Annotated in this window: 14 protein-coding genes, 1 tRNA gene and 1 pseudogene; all 16 read right to left on the reverse strand. The window is 34.2% G+C overall.

Features of this window, described 5'->3' with window-relative positions:
• Positions 1–13: 13 nt before the first annotated feature.
• Positions 14–1,651 (reverse strand): annotated as a pseudogene (accA, locus tag G540_RS07535) (carboxyltransferase subunit alpha).
• The gene (accC, locus tag G540_RS0106400) at positions 1,638–3,017 is read right to left on the reverse strand and encodes an acetyl-CoA carboxylase biotin carboxylase subunit (RefSeq protein ID WP_027107441.1); all 1,380 of its coding nucleotides are present in this window, start codon (positions 3,015–3,017) and stop codon (positions 1,638–1,640) included. Before accC ends, accA begins: the two are co-directional and overlap by 14 nt.
• 19 nt (positions 3,018–3,036) lie before the next feature.
• Entirely contained in the window at positions 3,037–3,462 is a 426-nt protein-coding gene (locus G540_RS0106405; protein WP_027107442.1) for an acetyl-CoA carboxylase biotin carboxyl carrier protein, read from the reverse strand.
• 184 nt (positions 3,463–3,646) lie between these two features.
• The gene (gene yajC, locus G540_RS0106410; RefSeq protein ID WP_027107443.1) at positions 3,647–4,009 is read right to left on the reverse strand and encodes a preprotein translocase subunit YajC; all 363 of its coding nucleotides are present in this window, start codon (positions 4,007–4,009) and stop codon (positions 3,647–3,649) included.
• Positions 4,010–4,094: 85 nt separating this feature from the next.
• Positions 4,095–5,240 (reverse strand): tRNA guanosine(34) transglycosylase Tgt, encoded by a 1,146-nt coding sequence (gene tgt, locus G540_RS0106415; protein ID WP_027107444.1) that lies wholly within the window; start codon positions 5,238–5,240, stop codon positions 4,095–4,097.
• 14 nt (positions 5,241–5,254) lie between these two features.
• Complete coding sequence (queA, locus tag G540_RS0106420) at positions 5,255–6,298, reverse strand: tRNA preQ1(34) S-adenosylmethionine ribosyltransferase-isomerase QueA (RefSeq protein ID WP_027107445.1); 1,044 nt, start codon at positions 6,296–6,298, stop codon at positions 5,255–5,257.
• Between the two features lie 23 nt (positions 6,299–6,321).
• Entirely contained in the window at positions 6,322–7,338 is a 1,017-nt protein-coding gene (gene ruvB / locus G540_RS0106425; protein ID WP_027107446.1) for a Holliday junction branch migration DNA helicase RuvB, read from the reverse strand.
• A gap of 21 nt (positions 7,339–7,359) precedes the next feature.
• Positions 7,360–7,971 carry a Holliday junction branch migration protein RuvA gene (gene ruvA, locus G540_RS0106430; RefSeq protein WP_027107447.1) on the reverse strand — a complete coding sequence of 204 codons (612 nt, stop codon included), beginning with the start codon at positions 7,969–7,971 and terminating at the stop codon, positions 7,360–7,362.
• Positions 7,972–8,036: 65 nt separating this feature from the next.
• Entirely contained in the window at positions 8,037–9,980 is a 1,944-nt protein-coding gene (gene mutL / locus G540_RS0106435; protein WP_027107448.1) for a DNA mismatch repair endonuclease MutL, read from the reverse strand.
• 21 nt (positions 9,981–10,001) lie between these two features.
• Positions 10,002–12,656, reverse strand: coding sequence for a DNA mismatch repair protein MutS (gene mutS, locus G540_RS0106440; RefSeq protein ID WP_027107449.1), 2,655 nt, complete (start codon positions 12,654–12,656; stop codon positions 10,002–10,004).
• 24 nt (positions 12,657–12,680) lie between these two features.
• Positions 12,681–13,481, reverse strand: coding sequence for a TIGR00282 family metallophosphoesterase (locus G540_RS0106445; protein WP_027107450.1), 801 nt, complete (start codon positions 13,479–13,481; stop codon positions 12,681–12,683).
• Between the two features lie 110 nt (positions 13,482–13,591).
• A complete protein-coding gene (gene rny / locus G540_RS0106450) occupies positions 13,592–15,163 on the reverse strand; it encodes a ribonuclease Y (RefSeq protein WP_027107451.1) in 1,572 nt (523 codons plus the stop codon).
• Positions 15,164–15,393: 230 nt separating this feature from the next.
• The gene (locus tag G540_RS0106455) at positions 15,394–16,386 is read right to left on the reverse strand and encodes a beta-ketoacyl-ACP synthase III (protein WP_027107452.1); all 993 of its coding nucleotides are present in this window, start codon (positions 16,384–16,386) and stop codon (positions 15,394–15,396) included.
• Positions 16,387–16,463: 77 nt separating this feature from the next.
• A tRNA-Leu gene (locus G540_RS0106460) sits at positions 16,464–16,549 on the reverse strand.
• A gap of 64 nt (positions 16,550–16,613) precedes the next feature.
• On the reverse strand, positions 16,614–18,779 hold the full coding sequence (locus G540_RS0106465; RefSeq protein WP_027107453.1) for a Tex family protein: 2,166 nt from the start codon (positions 18,777–18,779) through the stop codon (positions 16,614–16,616).
• Between the two features lie 29 nt (positions 18,780–18,808).
• Complete coding sequence (gene nadE, locus G540_RS0106470; RefSeq protein WP_027107454.1) at positions 18,809–19,636, reverse strand: ammonia-dependent NAD(+) synthetase; 828 nt, start codon at positions 19,634–19,636, stop codon at positions 18,809–18,811.
• Positions 19,637–19,768 lie beyond the last annotated feature (132 nt).

Consider the following 19,768-nt stretch of genomic DNA (forward strand, 5'->3'; position numbering starts at 1 on the left):
TTAATTTTTATTTTTAAAATTTACGAAAACGTGCTTTTCGTTTCGCAATCAATTCTGATTTATTCATTTCTTTTAAATTATTTATCTCTTGACTTAAGGTTGCAGAAATAGCTTGATATAAACTTTCACGATGTTCATTTTCAGGAATAATTCCATCAATTACACCTTGTTTATATAATTCAACTGGCGTTAATTTCATAGCTTCACTTGCTTGAGCGACTTTTTTTACATCTTTCCATAAAATAGTCGCAAAACCTTCTGGGGATAATACAGAATAAATACTATTCTCTAACATCCAAACACGATCTCCACAAGCTAAAGCTAAGGCTCCACCACTACCGCCTTCACCATAAATAATAGTAATAATCGGCACTGCTAATGTACTTAATTCTAATAATTCAGTCGCCAAAGCTAAGCCTTGACCTTTTTCTTCGGCTTCTTGCCCTGGATAAGCTCCTGGTGTATTGATAAAAATAATAACTGGTCGTTGAAATTTTTCAGCTTGTTGCATCAAACGTAAAGCTTTATGATAACCCGCTGGTGTCGGACAACCAAAATGGCGTGCTTGTTTTTCACTTGGTGTTGTACCTTTATCAGTCGCAATTACCGTCACAGGTTGGCCTTCAAAAGTAGCTAACCCACCAATAATCGCTAAATCATCAGCATAACGACGATCTCCATGAATTTCAAAAAAGTCAGTAAATAAACCCGTGATTAATTCATGGGCTGTTACTTTTTCCTGACTTCGAGCTGCTTTTACAATCTCGAAAGCTGTTTTATTTTCAATCTCAATCATAAATCTCAACCCTCTTTTCTAATGAAATTTCAAAAGCCACGCTAATTTTTCTTTTTGTTGTTCACGGGCTATAATGGCATCAATAAAACCATTTTGTAATAATGTCTCGGCATCTTGTAGATTTTCTGGAATTTTTTGTTTCATTGTTTGTTCAATAACACGTTTTCCAGCAAATCCAATTAAAGCATGCGGTTCAGCTATAATTAAATCACCTTGCATCGCAAAACTAGCAGTTACCCCACCGGTTGTTGGATCTGTTAAAACGACAATATATAACAATCCGGCAGCACTGTGCTCACTTACAGCACCGGAAATTTTCGCCATTTGCATTAACGAAAAAATACCTTCCTGCATCCGAGCACCACCTGAAGCTGTATATAATACAACTGGTAATTTTTCTTGTGTCGCCCGTTCAAATAAACGGGTAATCTTTTCTCCAGTCACAGTCCCTAAAGATCCCATAATAAAATTCGGATCCATAATACCTAAAGCGCATTTTTGCTGTTCTATTATAGCACATCCCGTTAAAATAGATTCATTCAATTGCGTTGCAGTTTGTGCTTTAGCTAATTTTTCTTCATAATTAGGAAAATCTAAAGGATTAATATCAGTTTTTAAATCAGCATCCCATTCTTCAAAATCCTCAGCTAACCAGCGCAAACGTTCTTGTGCTGAAATCCGAAAACCATACTGACAATGTGGACAAGTTTGATATTGCCCTAGTTCTTTGTAAAAGAAATCTTGTTGACATTTAGGACATTTTTTAAATGTTCCTTTAGGGATTTTAGCTTGCTGATGTTTATTCGCTTTAATATGTTTGTTAGATAACGTATTATCTTGCTCAAATAGTTGCATCGCTCTCTCTTCTCTTCCATTTCGTTAAAAATTCTTTTTCTAAATAGTCGGTACTCACATTACCCGCTAAAAAGTCAGGATTATTCAACACTCCTAAGTGGAATTTTTGATTAGTATCAATACCTTTAATTACCAATTCTGCCAATAAACGTTTTACTTTTTCGATAGCAGCTGGACGATCTTCACCTAAAGCAATCACTTTAGCAATCATCGCATCATAATACGGGGTAATTTGACCACCTGCATATAAATCAGTATCTATCCGCATACCTAAATTTCCAACCGGTAAATATAAATAATCAATTGTTCCCGTTGATGGCATAAAATCTCGAACGGGATTTTCAGCATTAATACGGCATTCTATCGCATGACCTAATATTTTAATATCTTCTTGCTGAAATGGCAAGTCCTCACCAGCAGCAACTTTCACTTGTAATTTAACTAAATCAATTCCTGTCACCATTTCAGTAACTGTATGTTCTACTTGAATACGGGTATTCATTTCTAAGAAATAAAAATTATGATCTTGATCCATTAAGAATTCTAACGTTCCTGTATTTTGATAATCCAGTGTTTCAGCAGCTTTCAATGTAATCGCACCTAATTGATCACGTTCTGCTTGCGTTAAAAACTGACACGGACTTTCTTCAATCATTTTTTGTTTGTTTCTTTGAATTGAACAATCACGTTCTGGAAAATAAACTCGATGACCTGCATTATCACAGAAAAATTGAACTTCAATATGTTTCACATTTTCTAACACTTTTTCCAAATACATCCGATCGTCACCAAAAGCACTTTGCGCTTCACTGCGTGCTTTTTCATAAGCTAGTGTTAATTCATTTTCATTGGCTACGCGACGAATCCCACGTCCACCACCACCAGCAACCGCTTTTAATAAAATTGGATAACCAACTTCTTTAGCCACCGCTTTAGCATGAGCTATATCTGTTAAATAACCTTGGCTCCCTGGAATAACAGGTACTCCACTTTGTAACATCTGCATTCTAGCATTCGCTTTATTCCCCATTAGTTCAATTGTTTCGGAACGTGGACCAATAAATGTTATTTGACAAGCTTCACACATTTCGACAAATTGACTATTTTCTGCTAAAAAACCAAAACCAGGATGGATGGCTTCTGCCCCAGTCCCGATTGCGGCAGCGAGAATATTTTGCATATTTAAATATGAATCCTGGGGATGTTCACTACCTACACACACTGCTTCATCAGCTAACTGAACATGTAAGCTATTACGATCGACAGTTGAATAGATTGCAACTGTTTTAATGCCAAGTTCTTTTAAGGAACGGATAATCCGTACGGCAATTTCACCTCGATTAGCCACTAATACTTTTGCAAACATTTTTTTACCTGCCTTATATTTACTCTATCATTTGATCAATTTTAAATAACGGTTGATCATATTCAACTAATTCTTCATCACTCACTAAAATTTGAGTAATAACACCGCTTTTTGTACTACGAATTTCAGTCATAACTTTCATCGCTTCAATAATGCAGACTACATCATTTTCTTTCACAAACGTTCCAACTTCAACAAAAGGAGCTGCTGTTGGCTCTGGTTGAAGATAGATACTACCAACCATGGGTGCTTTGATGTAATTAGCTTTAGCTGTTTCTTCGCATAATTGATTATTTTCAATGTTTTCTTGTTGTTTACTATCTGTTAGACGTGATGTTTCATTTTTATTTAAATACAACTTAAAATCATCAATTTGTAAATCTAATTCACGTATTTCAGAATTAGTAAAATCTTCAATGATTTTTTGGATTTCTTGAAAGTCCACTATTTCACTTCCTCATCTTATCTTTTAATTTCAACGTTCCATTAAAATGTTCCTATATATTTTCTCAAAAAAAGCTTATTCTGACAACAATTCTTCATCAGAACTTTAAAAACTTTAAATAATTTCAACAATTAAAAAAAGACGTTAACCAATTTTCATTGGTCACGCCTTTTGAAAGTTAAATTTATTCTTTGTCAGCAGGTTTTTCTTCGACGATTTCTTCTACTGTTTCAACAACTTCTTCTTTAACTTCTGGTTTAACTTCTGGTGTTACAGCAGCTGTTTTGCTGATAACATTACGAATTGCAGGAATATCAAAAACTAAGTATACGCCTTCGCAATCTAATGTAACTGTTTTGTTTTCGCGATCGATACTATCAATCACACCATGTAAACCACCGATTGTAATAACTTCATTACCACGGCTAAGTCCATCCATCATTTCTTGACGAGCTTTTTGTTGTTTCTTTTGTGGTCTGAGCATCATAAAGTACATTACAAGCATCAAGACAACAAACATACCAATTGTTGTAAATGTTGAATTCATTCGTGTCATCTCCTTAAAATATATAGGTTACTTAATTACTTTATCAAAATTGAAAACAAGTTACTAGTATTTTAACCAAAATTATCTAAAAATTACGTTTGTTGTCAGCATTATATCCATACTCTTCAAAGAAAGCTTCTCTAAATTCAAGTAAGTTATCATCCATAATAGCTTGGCGGACATCTTTCATTAAGTTAATCAAGAAATGTAAATTATGATAACTTGTTAAACGAAGACCAAATGTTTCATCCGCTTTAAATAAATGACGAATATAAGCACGAGAAAAGTTCTTACATGTATAGCAATCACATTTTGGATCTAACGGACCAAAGTCGCGAGCATATTTAGCATTTTTCACAACTACTCTACCTTGCGATGTCATACATGTACCATTACGTGCAATTCTAGTTGGCAACACACAGTCAAACATATCAACACCACGAATTACACCATCAATCAAAGCATCTGGTGAGCCTACTCCCATTAAATAACGAGGTTTATTTTCAGGTAACATTGGTGTCGTAAAATCTAAAACACGATTCATTTCATCTTTTGATTCACCAACAGATAATCCACCAATTGAATACCCTGGAAAATCAAGTGATACCAAATCTTGCGCACTTTGACGACGTAAATCTTCATATCCTGCACCTTGTACAATCCCAAATAAGCCTTGTGTATCTGGATTCTTATGCGCCTTCAATCCCCGTTCAGCCCAACGACTTGTTCTAGCAACAGATTTTTGAATATAATCATAAGTTTCATAGAATGGTGGACATTCATCAAAACTCATCATCACATCAGCACCAAGTGCATTTTCAATTCCAATAGCTTTTTCAGGTGATAAAAATAATTTTTCTCCACTTAAATGACTCTTAAAGTGAACACCTTCTTCGGTGATATCACGCATTTGTGCTAATGAAAACACTTGGAATCCACCTGAATCAGTTAAAATCCCTTTATCCCAATTCATGAATTTATGCAATCCACCAGCTTCTTCTACCAAATCTTCACCAGGTCGCAACCATAAATGATATGTGTTTGACAAAATAATGTCAGCGCCCATAGCTTTTAGTTCTTCAGGAGAAATAGCTTTAACAGTAGCTTGTGTGCCCACTGGCATAAAAATCGGTGTAGGGAAAGTTCCATGAGGTGTAATAATTTCACCTAAACGAGCCCCTGTATGTTTTTCTTTTTTGATTAAACGATATTTAATTGCTGGTTCTGTCATTTTTGTTACCTTCCTTATTTAATAAACATTGCATCGCCAAAACTAAAGAAACGATAATTTTCTTCAACAGCATGACGATAAGCATTTAAAATATTTTCTCGACCTGTAAATGCGGAAACAAGCATTACTAATGTAGATTTTGGTAAATGGAAATTAGTAATAAACCCTTGAACAACTTGCCATTGATATCCTGGTTTAATAAAAATTTCTGTCCAACCACTATCCGCTTTAATTTCACCATTAAATTTACTACCAATTGTTTCTAAAGTACGAATAGATGTTGTTCCTGTAGCAATAATTCGCCCGCCATTTTGACGAACTTCATTTAACGTTTGTGCTGCTTGCTCACTTAAAGCATAAAACTCACTATGCATTTTATGATCTTCTAAATTATCTACACTAACTGGTCGGAATGTACCTAAACCGACATGCAATGTTAAATAAACAAGTTTAACACCTTTTTGTTCAATTTTTTCTAACAGTTCTTCCGTAAAATGTAATCCCGCAGTTGGTGCTGCCGCTGAACCAATTTCTTTAGAATAAACCGTTTGATACATTTCAGGATTATCTAATTTTTCTTTGATATATGGTGGTAGTGGCATTTCACCTAAGCCTTCTAAAATTTCCATAAAAATCCCATCATATTGGAATTCAATAATCCGGCCACCATGTTCTAATTCTTCGGTAACAACAGCTGTTAATTGACCATCACCAAAAGAAATCTTTGTCCCAACTTTAGCTCTTTTCGCTGGTTTTACCAAAGTTTCCCATTTATCCCCTTGAATATTATTTAATAATAATACTTCTAAATGACCACCAGTATCTGGTTTGACACCATAAATTCTGGCTGGTAAAACACGTGAATTATTCATCACTAAAGCATCACCAGGATTTAATTGATCAATGACATTATAAAAATAATCATCTTGATATTCTCCTGTTTTAGAATCTAAAATTAACATTCTAGATGCATCTCGTTCTTCTAATGGTGTTTGCGCAATTAATCTTTCTGGTAATTCATAGTCAAAATCTTCTGTTGTTAAATGTTTCTCTGTCAATATATTCACCTTTCTTACTACTCTTATTCTTGCTGATTAGGATTAATTAATCCTAGATGTTGGTAAGTTTTATCTGTTACCATCCGGCCTCGTGGTGTTCTTTTTAAAAATCCACTTTGCATTAAATAGGGTTCTAACATATCAGCTACTGTTTCTGTTTCTTCCCCAATATTAGCTGCTAATGTCGTTAAACCGACCGGTCCACCACCATATAATTCAATCATTGTTAATAATAATTTGTGATCAGTTTCATCAAGACCACATTCATCAACACGCAATAAATTCAAAGCGTATTCCACAATTTCTAAATCAATGGTTGTTTTATCTGAGACTTGAGCAAAATCACGAACACGTTTTAATAATCGATTAGCAATTCTAGGCGTGCCTCGTGAGCGACGTGCAATTTCTAATGCACCTCGCGGATCAATTTTTGTATCAAACACTTCAGCTGAACGACAAATAATTGCCGTTAATTCTGCTTCTGTATAATACTGCATATGCCCAATAATGCCAAATCTTCCACGCAACGGAGCTGATAAAATCCCAGCTCTGGTAGTTGCACCAATGAGCGTAAATGGCGGTAACGGAAAATGAACAGGATGGGCTGTTTCTCCTTGTCCAACAATAATATCAATAAAATAATCTTCCATCGCCGAATATAATATTTCTTCTACAGCTTTGGGGAGCCGATGAATTTCATCAATAAACAAAATAGTTCCAGGCTCCAATTCATTTAAAATTGCAACTAAATCACCAGGGCGCTCAATCGCTGGACCGGTTGTTGTTTTCACCGCCACTTGCATCTCATTAGCAATTACTGTAGCTAACGTTGTTTTACCTAAACCAGGTGGTCCATACAATAACACGTGATCCAAGGCTTCTTGTCGATCTTGCGCAGCTTTAACATACACTGTGATTTCTTGTTTAATTTTTTCTTGCCCAATATATTGGGCAAAAGTTTGGGGCCGGAGACTTAACTCACTAGCCATTTCAGTTAAATCATTATTCTCTATTGAAACAAGTCGTTCTGTTGAATCCATCTTCTCCCCTCCTTTGAAATTTTATTTTAACATAACTAATTTTAATGCTTGTCGTAAAAATTCATCTGTGGATTTACCATTGAAATCAGTTAATTTTTTAGCAATTTTTTTAACTTCTGTCTTTGTATAACCTAATGCTAATAAAGCTTCACTACATTCTTGTAAATATGGTGAACTAGCTGTCAAATTCAAATCTAACCCTTGTTGCCCTAATAAAGTTTGACTTGCTTGAACTTCATCTAATTTACCTTTTAAATCTAAAATAATTTGTTGAGCTGTTTTCTTACCAATTCCTGGGAATTTCACTAAATAACCCACATCATCAGCATTAATCGCTCCAACTAACCCTTGATGGTCTTCATTCGCTAAGATTGCTAACGCACTTTTCGGACCAATCCCGGAAACACTTAATAATTTTAAAAACAATTGTTTTTCAAGCATATCATAAAAACCAAATAATGTAATTGCATTATCACGCACAGCTTGATAAATATAAATTGTTTTAATATCCGTTGTGCTCTCTTGATAACGAAAAGGATTAGCTACATATACTTGATAACCAATTCCGTTAACTTCAACTACAATATAATAAGGCGTTACTTTCGTAATTACCCCTGTAAAATATTCATACATTATATAACCACTTTCTTATCGCTTCCGCAAATAAACTTCATTCCAAATTGTATCATAATTTGATTTTAAAATTCCGGCAACCCTTCACTTTGATGCGGATCTTGAATTCGCTTAAACATTTTTTCTAAATCTTGATTAGTAAAATGAACTAAAACAGGTCTTCCATGTGGACAATTAAATGGATTTTGACATTGACTTAATTGCACTAATAATGCTTTCGCTTGTTTTTCATCTAAATGATGATTAGCTTTAATTGATTTTTTGCAGCTCATCATAATAGCCGTTTTTTCTCGGAACTTCGCAATACTTAATTTTTTATCTTGTAAAAATAATTCAATCAAATCTCGAATTATTTGTTCTTCCTCACCTTTTTTCAACCAAGTTGGATGTTGTCGGACAATATACGTATTTTGGCCAAACTCTTCTAAGAAAATTCCAATTTCACGTAACTTTTCTTGATTTTCTTTAATTTGTAAACTTTCACTAGTCGGATATGTTAAAACTATCGGAACTAATAAATTCTGTTGATCCTCCGCCACTTCACCTATCTTAGTCCGAAATTCTTCATATTTAATTCGTTCTTGTGCAGCGTGTTGATCAATTAAATAAAAACCTTGTGGACTTTCTGCACATAAATATGTTCCATGCATTTGACCGATATAAGTTAACTCTGGAAATTTTTCACTAGTTGAATCGTCTGTCGTTACTTCTTCACCCCAACTAACTTCTTCAGCAACTTTTTCTGAAAGTTCAATCTGAGGCTGTGCATATTTTTCATCCCAACGTTGAACTGCTTCCGATGTTAAATCAGCTTTTGTAGTAATCATCACTGTTTGATCCAATGTTTCTACCTGAGTTAGTGTTTCAGATGCTTGTTCTCCATTCAAACGTGGTTCTTCTTGCGGAATACGTACTTTATAGGCTTGTGCCGCCTCATTCATCCCAATTTCTAATTGTTCAAAATCCACTTTCTCTTTCCGAGAACTTTTAATATTTACAATTGCATTTGGAATTAAATTTTCTTGCGCTAAACGTTCATAAATACTTTTTTCAATTAATTCTGCTAAAGCAGCTTCTTTAGAAATACGAACTTCTTGTTTTGTCGGATGAACATTCACATCAATTAACAATGGATCTAACTCAATTTCTAAAACAGCAATCGGATACCGTGCCACCATTAATTTGGAACCATATCCAGCTAATAATGCTTTCGTTAATTGATAATTTTTCACATAACGACCATTAATAATCAAACTTAAATATTTTCTGGACGCTCTAGTTAATTTAGGTAACGAAATATAACCAGATACTTTAAAATCTAAATCTTGTCCATTAAATTGAATCATTTGCCGTGCGTTTTGCACTCCGTAAATTGCTCCAATTGTTTGTTGTAAATTACCATTGCCAGCTGTTTGTAATAATTTTTTATCATTACTGCGCAATGAAAAAGCAATTGCCGGATGACTTAACGCTAACCGGTTTACAATATCACTAATTGCAGCTAACTCTGTTTGTAAAGAGCTTAAATATTTCAAACGAGCTGGTGTATTATAAAACAAATCAGACACTGTAATAGTTGTTCCTGGGCGACTTGGCGCTGCTTTTTCAACTAAAATTTCGCCACCCTTAATTTGTAAATAAGAGCCTTGTTGCGTTGCGTCTTGTGTAGCTGTTTCTAAAATTACATCTGCAATAGAGGCAATACTTGGTAATGCTTCTCCACGGAAACCAAGACTTTGAACTTTAAATAAATCTTCACGCCGATAAATCTTACTTGTTGCATGACGTTGGAAGGCAAGTTTCACATCTTCTGGTGCAATCCCGCTTCCGTTATCACTAATTTGAATTTTCTTAATGCCTGATTCTTCAACCACAATATCAATTTGTGTTGCATTTGCATCGATTGCATTTTCAACTAATTCTTTAACAACTGAGGCTGGTCGTTCAATAACTTCACCAGCAGCAATTTGATCAGCTAAAACATCAGATAATGCATGAATTTTTCCCACTTGCCAACACCCCTTTGAACTTTATTTTTTCAATTCTTCTTGCCAAGCAATCGCTAATTTTACAATATCAAATAATTGCATTTGCATAAAATCAGCCTCTTGAATCGCCTTTAAAACTTGTTCTTCTTGTTTACTTAAATTCTTCGTTGTAGTAACTTCTTCTGGCACAAATAATTCTAATTGCCCTAAATCTTCTTTGATCACATCATGATTAACTTCATCTTCATGTTCAGCAACTGGAGTCTGTACCTCCGCTAAATTGACATCTTTTGGTTGTGTCAATAATTCTGTAGTTTGATCTTGATTTTCTAAAATTGTTAAAATCTCATTAGCACGGTGTAAAAGCGAATTAGGCATCCCGGCTAATTGAGCTACATGAATCCCATATGAGCGATCAGCTGGTCCTGGTTGCATCTTATGCAAAAAGACTAACGTTCCATTTTCTTCAACTGCACCAACATGAATGTTACTTAAACCAGGTAATTCATCTTCTAAAGCCGTTAATTCATGATAGTGTGTGGAAAATAAAGTCTTAGCTTTCACATTTGTACTTAAATATTCCATAATTGCTTGCGCCAAAGCCATACCGTCATAAGTTGCTGTCCCACGACCAATTTCATCAAATAAAATTAAACTATTGGCACTAGCATGACTTAAAGCATAATTAGCCTCTTTCATTTCAACCATAAATGTTGATTCACCAGAAATTAAATCATCAGCTGCACCAATTCTAGTAAAGATTTGGTCAAATACGGGCAATTCAGCTTTTTGTGCTGGTACAAAACAACCAATTTGCGCCATCATTACTGTTAAAGCTAATTGACGCATATACGTACTTTTACCCGACATATTCGGACCAGTAATTAAAAGAATCGTTTGTTCTTGCTTCATAACCACATCATTAGGAACATATTTTTGACGTCCGATAACTTTTTCTACAACTGGATGCCAGCCAGCTGTGATATTTAAATTTTGTTGATCATTAAATTCTGGACAAACAAAATGATTATCTTCACTAACTTGAGCAAAACTTTGTAACACATCTAATTGAGCAATTGTTTGTGCTAATTGTTGTAATCGCTGAATCTCTTGCTTGATTTGTTCACGAATTTGAACAAATAGTTGATATTCCAATTCAATCGCTTTGTTTTTAGCACCTAAGATCAAGTTTTCTTTTTCTTTTAACTCTGGAGTAATAAACCGTTCTGCATTAGTTAACGTTTGTTTTCTTTGATAGCGATCTTCTGGTAACTTAGCTAAATTTCCTTTAGAAACTTCAATATAATAACCAAAGACACGATTAAAACCGATTTTTAATTTATTAATACCTGTGGCAGCTCTTTCTTTAGCTTCCAGTTCAGCTAACCATTTTTTCCCATTAGCCATCGCATCCAAATATTGATCCAATTCCGGGTGATATCCAGGTTGAATAACGCCACCTTCTGTAATAGATAACGGTGGTTCTTCAACGATTGCTTGTGAAATCAAATCGACGACTTCTTGAACTGGATCTAATTTAGCTAATAATTCATTAAATTCTCCGGTATTTAATTGTTCAATCACATATCGGATTTGCGGAATATGTTCTAAAGATGTTTTTAATTGAATTAAATCTCGACCATTCAATGTTCCTAAAGAAACTTTACCTGCTAAACGCTCTAAATCATAAACGTATTTCAATTCGCTTTGTAAAGTACTCCGTTCAAAATAATGATCCAAAAAGACTTGTACCATTTGTTGACGTTGTTGAATAGCTTCTTTTTGTAATAATGGTCGCTCCAACCATTGTTTTAACATGCGACTCCCCATGGCTGTTTTCGTTTCATCCAATAACCATAGTAAAGTTCCGGCTTTTTTATTAGTTTTAATATTTTGAGTGATTTCTAAATTACGTTTTGAAGAATTATCAATTTTTAAAAATTGCGTTGCTTGATAATGACAAGCTTTTTGCAAATGAGATAATGTTCTTTTTTGTGTCACTGTTAAATACATTAATAAATGTTGAACAGCTTGAATTTCCACATCAAAATTTAAATTTTGCGTAATATAACTAACTTCTGCAATTGCTTCTTGTGCAACTTGTTTTGAAATCAAAATTGGTAATTTGCTCAAATCAGCTAATTCAACTTCAGAAATACTTTCATCAACAACAACTTCTTTACTTCTAAAGCTAACAATTTCTTGTAAAACTGCTGCAAAATCATTTAAATATGTGACTTGTAATTCACCAGTAACTAAATCAACCGCAGCCAATCCATATTCTCCTTGACCCGCATGAATTCCAATTAAAAAATTATTTTCTTTAGTTTCTTGACCTTTACGATTTAGCATTGTTCCTGGTGTAATTAATTGAACAACTTCACGTTTAACCATCCCTTTAGCTTGTTTAGGATCTTCTACTTGTTCACATAATGCTACTTTATAGCCTTTTTCAACTAATATATCAATATAATTAGCAGCCGCATGATGTGGTACTCCACACATTGGAACTGGATCTTGTGCATTTTTATTTCGTTGCGTTAAAGTTAATTCCAAAATTTGTGACCCTTTGACCGCATCATCGTAGAACATTTCATAAAAATCTCCTAAACGATAAAATAAAAAAGCATCCGGATAGTCTTTTTTTATCGCTAAATATTGTTCCATCATCGGTGTTACTTTTGCTTTTTTCGCCATATAATCTCCTCGTAATTTCTGCTTTTATTCAAAAAATGGATGATCTGGATTAATTTGAAACGCACTAATTTTTTGTGCCTGCCCTGTTTTATCGTTAATATCAATCACACATCCACTTAATGTTTGTCTTCCATCTTCATCAACTTCAAATCGGACTGGCATTTGATTCACAAATCTAGCAATCACACTATCACGCTTCATTCCTAAGATTCCATCATAAGGTCCAGTCATTCCTACATCAGTTAAATACGCTGTTCCTTGTGGTAATATCCGAGCGTCATTGGTTTGCACATGCGTATGAGTTCCGACAACTGCACTTACTTTACCATCTAAATACCATGCTATAGCTTCTTTTTCGCTAGTTGTTTCTGCATGAAAATCAATAAAAATCACATCCACTTGATTTTGAATTTCTTTTAAAATTTCATCAATAACAGCAAATGGATCATCAGATGGCTGCATAAACACGCGTCCTTGGAGATTTAAAACCGCGATTTTAGTTTGATTGACATTAATAATCGTATATCCCCGACCGGGTACTTTATTTTTTGTAAAATTAGCCGGACGAATCAATTTAGTCGTATCATCAATAAAATCTTGAATTTCAGCGTTATCCCATGTATGGTTCCCCATCGTAATCACATCAGCACCATCAGACAATAACTTTTTATACACTTGATAATTAATTCCGCGACCACGAGTTGCATTTTCACCATTAACAATTGTAACTTGTGGATGATATTTTCTTTTTAAACGTGGTAAATATTCGGTTACCATTTGCTGACCTGATTTTCCGACTACATCACCAATAAATAAGAGACGCATAATCTCCCTCTTTTCTTTTAGTTTCATGTTTCATTTTAACATTTTTCACTTCTATTTATAACAAATAAAACAGACTTTAGCAGTTGCTAAAGCCTGTTTATTTGAACTAATTATTTAGCATATTCAATTGCTCTTGTTTCACGGATAACAGTAACCTTGATATGACCTGGATATTCCATTTCTTCTTCAATTTTATTCTTAATATCACGTGAAAGAACGATTGCTTCTAAATCGTTAATTTCATTTGGTTTCACAATTACGCGCACTTCACGGCCCGCTTGAATTGCATAACTTTTCTTAACACCTTTGAAATCATTGGAAATATTTTCAAGTTTTTCTAAACGATGAATATAATTTTCTAATGATTCACTTCGAGCTCCGGGACGAGCAGCTGAAATAGCATCAGCCGCAGCAACTAAAACAGCAATAACTGATTTAGCTTCCACATCACCGTGGTGTGAAGCAATTGTATTAACAACTGTTTCATTTTCGTTATATTTCTTAGCTAATTCAACCCCAATTTCAACGTGTGATCCGTCAACTTCGTGGTCAATTGCTTTACCAATATCGTGTAATAATCCTGCGCGTTTCGCCATAGTAACATCTTCGCCTAATTCAGCGGCTAAGACACCTGAAATTTTAGCTACTTCAATCGAGTGATTTAAAACATTTTGACCATAACTTGTTCGATATTTCAAACGACCAATTGTTTTAATTAAATCAGGATGCATTGAATGTAAACCTAATTCGAAAATAGCTTCTTCCCCTGTTTCACGAATCTTAGTATCAACTTCTTTAGTTGCTTTTTCAACCATTTCTTCGATACGCGCTGGGTGAATCCGACCATCTTGAATTAATTTTTCAAGTGCAATTTTCGCAATTTCCCGACGAACGGGATCAAATCCACTTAATACAACTGCTTCAGGAGTATCATCAATAATTAAATCAATCCCTGTTAATGTTTCTAAAGTTCTAATATTTCGACCTTCACGACCGATAATACGACCTTTCATCTCATCATTTGGTAAATTCACAACTGAAACAGTTGTTTCAGATACCATATCAGCTGCACTACGTTGGATAGCTTGAGCGATTAAGTTCTTAGCGTCACGATCAGCATTCGCTTTTGCTTCTGTTTCACTATCTTTAATCATCTTTCCAAGTTCGCGATTTAAACTAATCTTAGTTTCTTCTAAAATTAATTCTTTAGCTTCTTCTTTAGTCAAAGCTGCTACTTCTTCTAACTTATCAGCTTGTTTTTGGATAAGTTCAGCAACTTCTTCTTGTTGTTGTTTCAGTGCTTCTTGATTATGAGTTAAATTCGTTTCTTTGTTTTCAAGACTAAGTTCACGTTTATTCAATTGTGAATCTTTACGATCAAGATTTTCTTCACGTTGTAATAAGCGATTTTCTTGTCTTTGAACTTCATTCCGACGATCTTTAAGTTCACTTTCAATTTCACTACGATAGCGATGGCTTTCGTCTTTAGCTTCTAATAATGCTTCTTTTTTCTGCGTTTCTGCTTCTTTTTTAGCACTTTCAATAATTCCTTCTGCAGTTTGAGTTGCTGCATCAAGAGATTTTTCATACGTGTTTTTACGCATGAACACACCTAAACCAAAACCAACTACTAATGTTACGACTGCGATGGCGAGGGCGAGGATAATTGTTGTTGCCTGCATATTGCACCTCCACATCGTCAATTAAATGACAATTATTTTCTTAATCATCAAATTTGATGTTTATTTTTTGAATTATACACACAAGAATATTTTAATGTTTTTTAGGGTCTAATGTCAATACAAATCAACACTTGTTCTAAAATTAAATATTCTAAAAATCCTATGTTTTAAGGCTTTTGCTTAATTTCGATTTTTAATGTCTATATTTCAATCCTTTTATCTTGACGAATCTATTTTTGAGAAAAATTTTGTAAATTTAAGATAACTGATCCATAGGCTAATCCAGCACCAAAACCAGTTAATAATACTTTACCGTATGTTTGACCATCAGATAATCGTTCAGCTAAAGCTGTTGGTAAACCAGCGGAAGATGTATTCCCAATTGTTGGTACATTAATCGCAAATTTATCTAATGGTTGTTTTAATTCTTGCGCAATATATTCAATCAAACGTAAATTAGCTTGATGTAAAACAATCAAATCAAAATCATCTGCTGTTAATTTTTGTTCAGCTAAAAATTGTTGAATATGTGCTAAAACCGTACTTGTTACAAATTCATAAACCGCACGTCCATCTTGATAAAAGGCATCCATTTGTGGATAATTATCAGCTTTCACCGCACTTAAAGGAGCAATGCGTCCACTATGAATAACATCAGCATCACCTTTTGTCGCTAATTTTTCAGCTACATACATTTCATCATTTGGATTATCACTAGCACTTAAAATAGCTCCACCAGCCGCATCTCCGAAAAAGACAGCTGAAGTCCGATCAGTAAAGTCCATCATTTTTGAATTTACTTCCGCACTAATAACCATCACATTTTGATATTGTCCCGAACGAACATATTTTTCTGCAATACTTAATGCATAGACAAATCCACTACATGCTGCAGAAATATCAAATGCAAAAGCATTTTTAGCACCGATGTTACTTTGCACAATCGCAGCCGTTGATGGTGTAATTGCATCTGGTGAAATAGTTGAAAGAATAATTAAATCAATTGCTTCTGCTTGCAAATTACTTTGTTTTAATAATTTCAAAGCAACTTTTGTACTTAAATCAGATGTATTTTCATCAATTGCATAACGTCTCTCTTTAATTCCAGTATGCGCTTGAATCCATTCATCGTTTGTTTCCATAATTTGACTTAATTCATCATTAGTAACTACTGTTTCGGGAAAATAACCTGCACTTGCTAAAAACTTAACATACTTTGCCATGTTAAAAACCTCACTATTTTTGTATTTTTTGTATAAAAAAAACGAGAATCAACAAAAGTGATCCTCGCTATCTGCTATGCGGGTAAATGGATTCGAACCATCACGGGCTAAAACGCCCACCAGATCCTTAGTCTGACGCGTCTGCCAATTCCGCCATACCCGCAACAACAGAAATTATTATAGCAAATAATCTAAACCAATGCAACTCTTTTATTTATTATTTCTGATTAGCTTTTTGTCGGAACCATTGTTAATTGAATCCGCCCTCTTTTTTCATCAACTTCTAAAACCCAAACATCGACAATATCTCCAATGGCTACTACTTCACTTGGATGTTTCAAGAAACGTTGACTTATTTGCGAAATATGAACTAAACCATCTTGTTTAACACCAATATCAACAAACGCACCAAAATCAACAACATTTCGGACAGTCCCTTGTAATTTCAAACCTGGTTTTAAATCTTCTAATCGTAAGACATCAGAACGTAATAACGGAGCAGGCATTTGATCCCGTTGATCACGACCTGGTTTTAACAGACTTTCTTTAATATCTTGAATAGTTGGAATACCTACTTGTAGCTGTTGTGCAATTTCCTGCGCTGTTAATGGCGTTAATCGTTCAATTAACTCTGGTGTACCTAGATCATCAACTGTTAAATTTATCAAACTTAATAATTTTTGCGCAACTGGATAACTTTCAGGGTGAATATCTGTATTATCTAATGGATTTCCCCCTGCTACAATCCGTAAAAAACCAGCTGCTTGTTCATAAGCTTTCGGACCTAACCGTGGTACTGCTTTTAATTTTTTACGTTCAGTAAATTTACCATTTTCATTCCGATAACCCACAATATTTTGTGCAATCGTTTTATTTAAACCAGATATATGTTCTAACAATTGCGGACTAGCTGTATTCAAATCCACACCCACTTGATTCACACTTGTTTCAATTACATGATCTAACTCAGTTGTTAAATCTTTCGCCGGTAAATCATATTGATATTGACCCACACCAATAGATTTCGGATCAATTTTAATTAATTCAGCTAAAGGATCTTGCAACCGTCGGGCGATACTAATAGCAGAACGTTCTTCAATTTGTAAATCTGGAAATTCTTGCCGAGCTAATTCACTACCAGAGTAAATTGAAGCACCTGCCTCGTTTACAATCACATAATAGACAGGTCGTTGGACATCATGTAACACTTCCGCAACAAATTGTTCAGATTCTCGACTCGCAGTTCCATTACCAATCGCAATCATATCGACTTGATATTCAGCGATTAATCTTAACAATGTATTTTTTGCAGCTTGTCGTAATTTAGGATCAACTTTAGCACCTTTAGCTTTTTCATGAGGATAAATTACTGTTTTAGTTAAAAACTTACCTGTTTTATCCACAACAGCTAACTTACATCCTGTCCGATAGGCTGGATCTAAACCTAATACGACTCTTTCTTTCAATGGAGCCTGCATTAATAAATTATATAGATTTTCACCAAAAACTTTAATCGCTTGTTCTTCTGCTTGTTGCGTTAAACTTTTACGTAACTCACGTTCAATCGCAGGTCTAATAAAACGGCGATAACTATCTTGATAAGCAGCGACAAGTAGTTTTTCATTTTGGCCCTGAGCTTGCATTGCATAACGACTATGGAAATATCTCATAACTACGTCATCATCGATTGTTAATTTAACTTTTAAAACACCAGCTTTTTCCCCACGATTAATAGCTAATATACGATAATTTTTAATCGTTTTAGCACTTTGGGTAAATTCATAATAATCTCGATAAATACCTTTTTCATCAATTTGTTCATCTTTAACATCTGAAACTAGCAAAGCTGTTTGTTCAAATTTTTTCCGAACATATTGACGATTCTTCAAATCTTCTGCAATGGCTTCTACTAAAATCTCATGAGCACCATTTAAAGCATCTTCTTCTGTCTTGATCTTTTTTTCCGGATTAAGATACTTTTGAACTTCTAAATTATCTTTCAAACTTAAAATTGCATTTGCTAAAGGTGTTAATCCAGCATCTTTAGCAATTTGAGCCTTGGTTTGGCGCTTTTGTTTATATGGTAAATATAAATCTTCAACAGTTTGTAAATCAGCCGCCTTGACAATTGCATTTTTTAAATTATGTGTTAATTTACCTTGTTCTTTAATTTGTTTTAAAATACTTTCTTTCCGTGTTTCTAACTTTTCAATTGCTTGATATGTCGCTTGAATATCACGGATTTGGACTTCATCTAAACTTTTAGTTTGTTCTTTCCGATAACGCGCAATAAATGGAACTGTATTACCACTTGATAATAAATCCAAAACAGTGACGATTTGCTCTTTTGTATAAGGCGTTTTTGCCATTTGTTTTACATATTTTTCTTCCATAACTGACCAACTTTCACTTTAATAAGTTATTATTTCCAAAAATCATCATACACTGTAATCGGCAAATGACGTTTATGTTGTGTTTTTAAATACCAATTTTCAATTTTAGTCATGATTTCTGATGATAGTTCACGACCTTCTAAATAATCATCTAAATTATCATATGTTACACCTAAAGCTTGTTCATCAGGTAAAGCCGGACGATCTTCTTCTAAATCAGCTGTCGGAACTTTTAAATAAAGTTCTGCCGGTGCTCCTAACCATTTTAAAAGTTCACGACCTTGACGTTTATTCAAACGCCATAACGGTGTAATATCCGCTCCACCATCACCAAACTTAGTATAAAAACCAGTAATTGCTTCTGCAGCATGATCAGTACCAACAACAGCTCCTGCTTTACTAGCTGCAATCCCATATTGAGCAATCATTCTTTGTCTTGCTTTAATATTTCCTTTATTGAAATCCGTAATTGTGATTTCATTAGCCTTTAAGTCAGCAACCATCGCCTCTGTAGCTGCTTTGATATTCACAGTCATCACTTGATCAGGTTGCATAAACGCTAAGGCAGCTTGCGCATCATCTTCATCACATTGAATGCCATATGGCAAACGTACTGCAATAAATTGATATTCATCATTTTGAGTTTCATTGCGTAATTCAGTAATCGCCATTTGGCATAATTTACCCGCCAATGTTGAATCTTGTCCACCCGAAATACCTAATACTAAAGTTTTTAAAAACGGATGTTTTAATAAATATGCTTTCATAAAATCAATTGAGCGTCGAATTTCTTGTTGCGCATCAATTACAGGTTGAACTTTTAATTCTTGAATAATTTGTTTTTGTAAAGAATTCATCAGTAAACCTCCATTAACGAATTAATTTATTTTTATTTTAAGTCTTTTTAATTCACAAAACTAGTTTTAACTTAGCTATTTACAATCTTTTAAAGTATATCATATCTATCCAATCGCAAACGACTCAACAAA

The organism is Ligilactobacillus ceti DSM 22408 (genome assembly GCF_000423245.1).
Lineage (GTDB): Bacteria > Bacillota > Bacilli > Lactobacillales > Lactobacillaceae > Ligilactobacillus > Ligilactobacillus ceti.

Excerpts from the sequence above, each read along its gene's own strand:
- accC (WP_027107441.1), bottom strand. The coding sequence starts at position 3,017 with ATGTTTGCAAAAGTATTAGTGGCTAATCGAGGTGAAATTGCCGTACGG.
- yajC (WP_027107443.1), bottom strand. The coding sequence starts at position 4,009 with ATGAATTCAACATTTACAACAATTGGTATGTTTGTTGTCTTGATGCTT.
- tgt (WP_027107444.1), bottom strand. The coding sequence starts at position 5,240 with ATGACAGAACCAGCAATTAAATATCGTTTAATCAAAAAAGAAAAACAT.
- ruvB (WP_027107446.1), bottom strand. The coding sequence starts at position 7,338 with ATGGATTCAACAGAACGACTTGTTTCAATAGAGAATAATGATTTAACT.
- ruvA (WP_027107447.1), bottom strand. The coding sequence starts at position 7,971 with ATGTATGAATATTTTACAGGGGTAATTACGAAAGTAACGCCTTATTAT.
- mutS (WP_027107449.1), bottom strand. The coding sequence starts at position 12,656 with ATGGCGAAAAAAGCAAAAGTAACACCGATGATGGAACAATATTTAGCG.
- G540_RS0106445 (WP_027107450.1), bottom strand. The coding sequence starts at position 13,481 with ATGCGTCTCTTATTTATTGGTGATGTAGTCGGAAAATCAGGTCAGCAA.
- rny (WP_027107451.1), bottom strand. The coding sequence starts at position 15,163 with ATGCAGGCAACAACAATTATCCTCGCCCTCGCCATCGCAGTCGTAACA.
- G540_RS0106455 (WP_027107452.1), bottom strand. The coding sequence starts at position 16,386 with ATGGCAAAGTATGTTAAGTTTTTAGCAAGTGCAGGTTATTTTCCCGAA.
- G540_RS0106465 (WP_027107453.1), bottom strand. The coding sequence starts at position 18,779 with ATGGAAGAAAAATATGTAAAACAAATGGCAAAAACGCCTTATACAAAA.
- nadE (WP_027107454.1), bottom strand. The coding sequence starts at position 19,636 with ATGAATTCTTTACAAAAACAAATTATTCAAGAATTAAAAGTTCAACCT.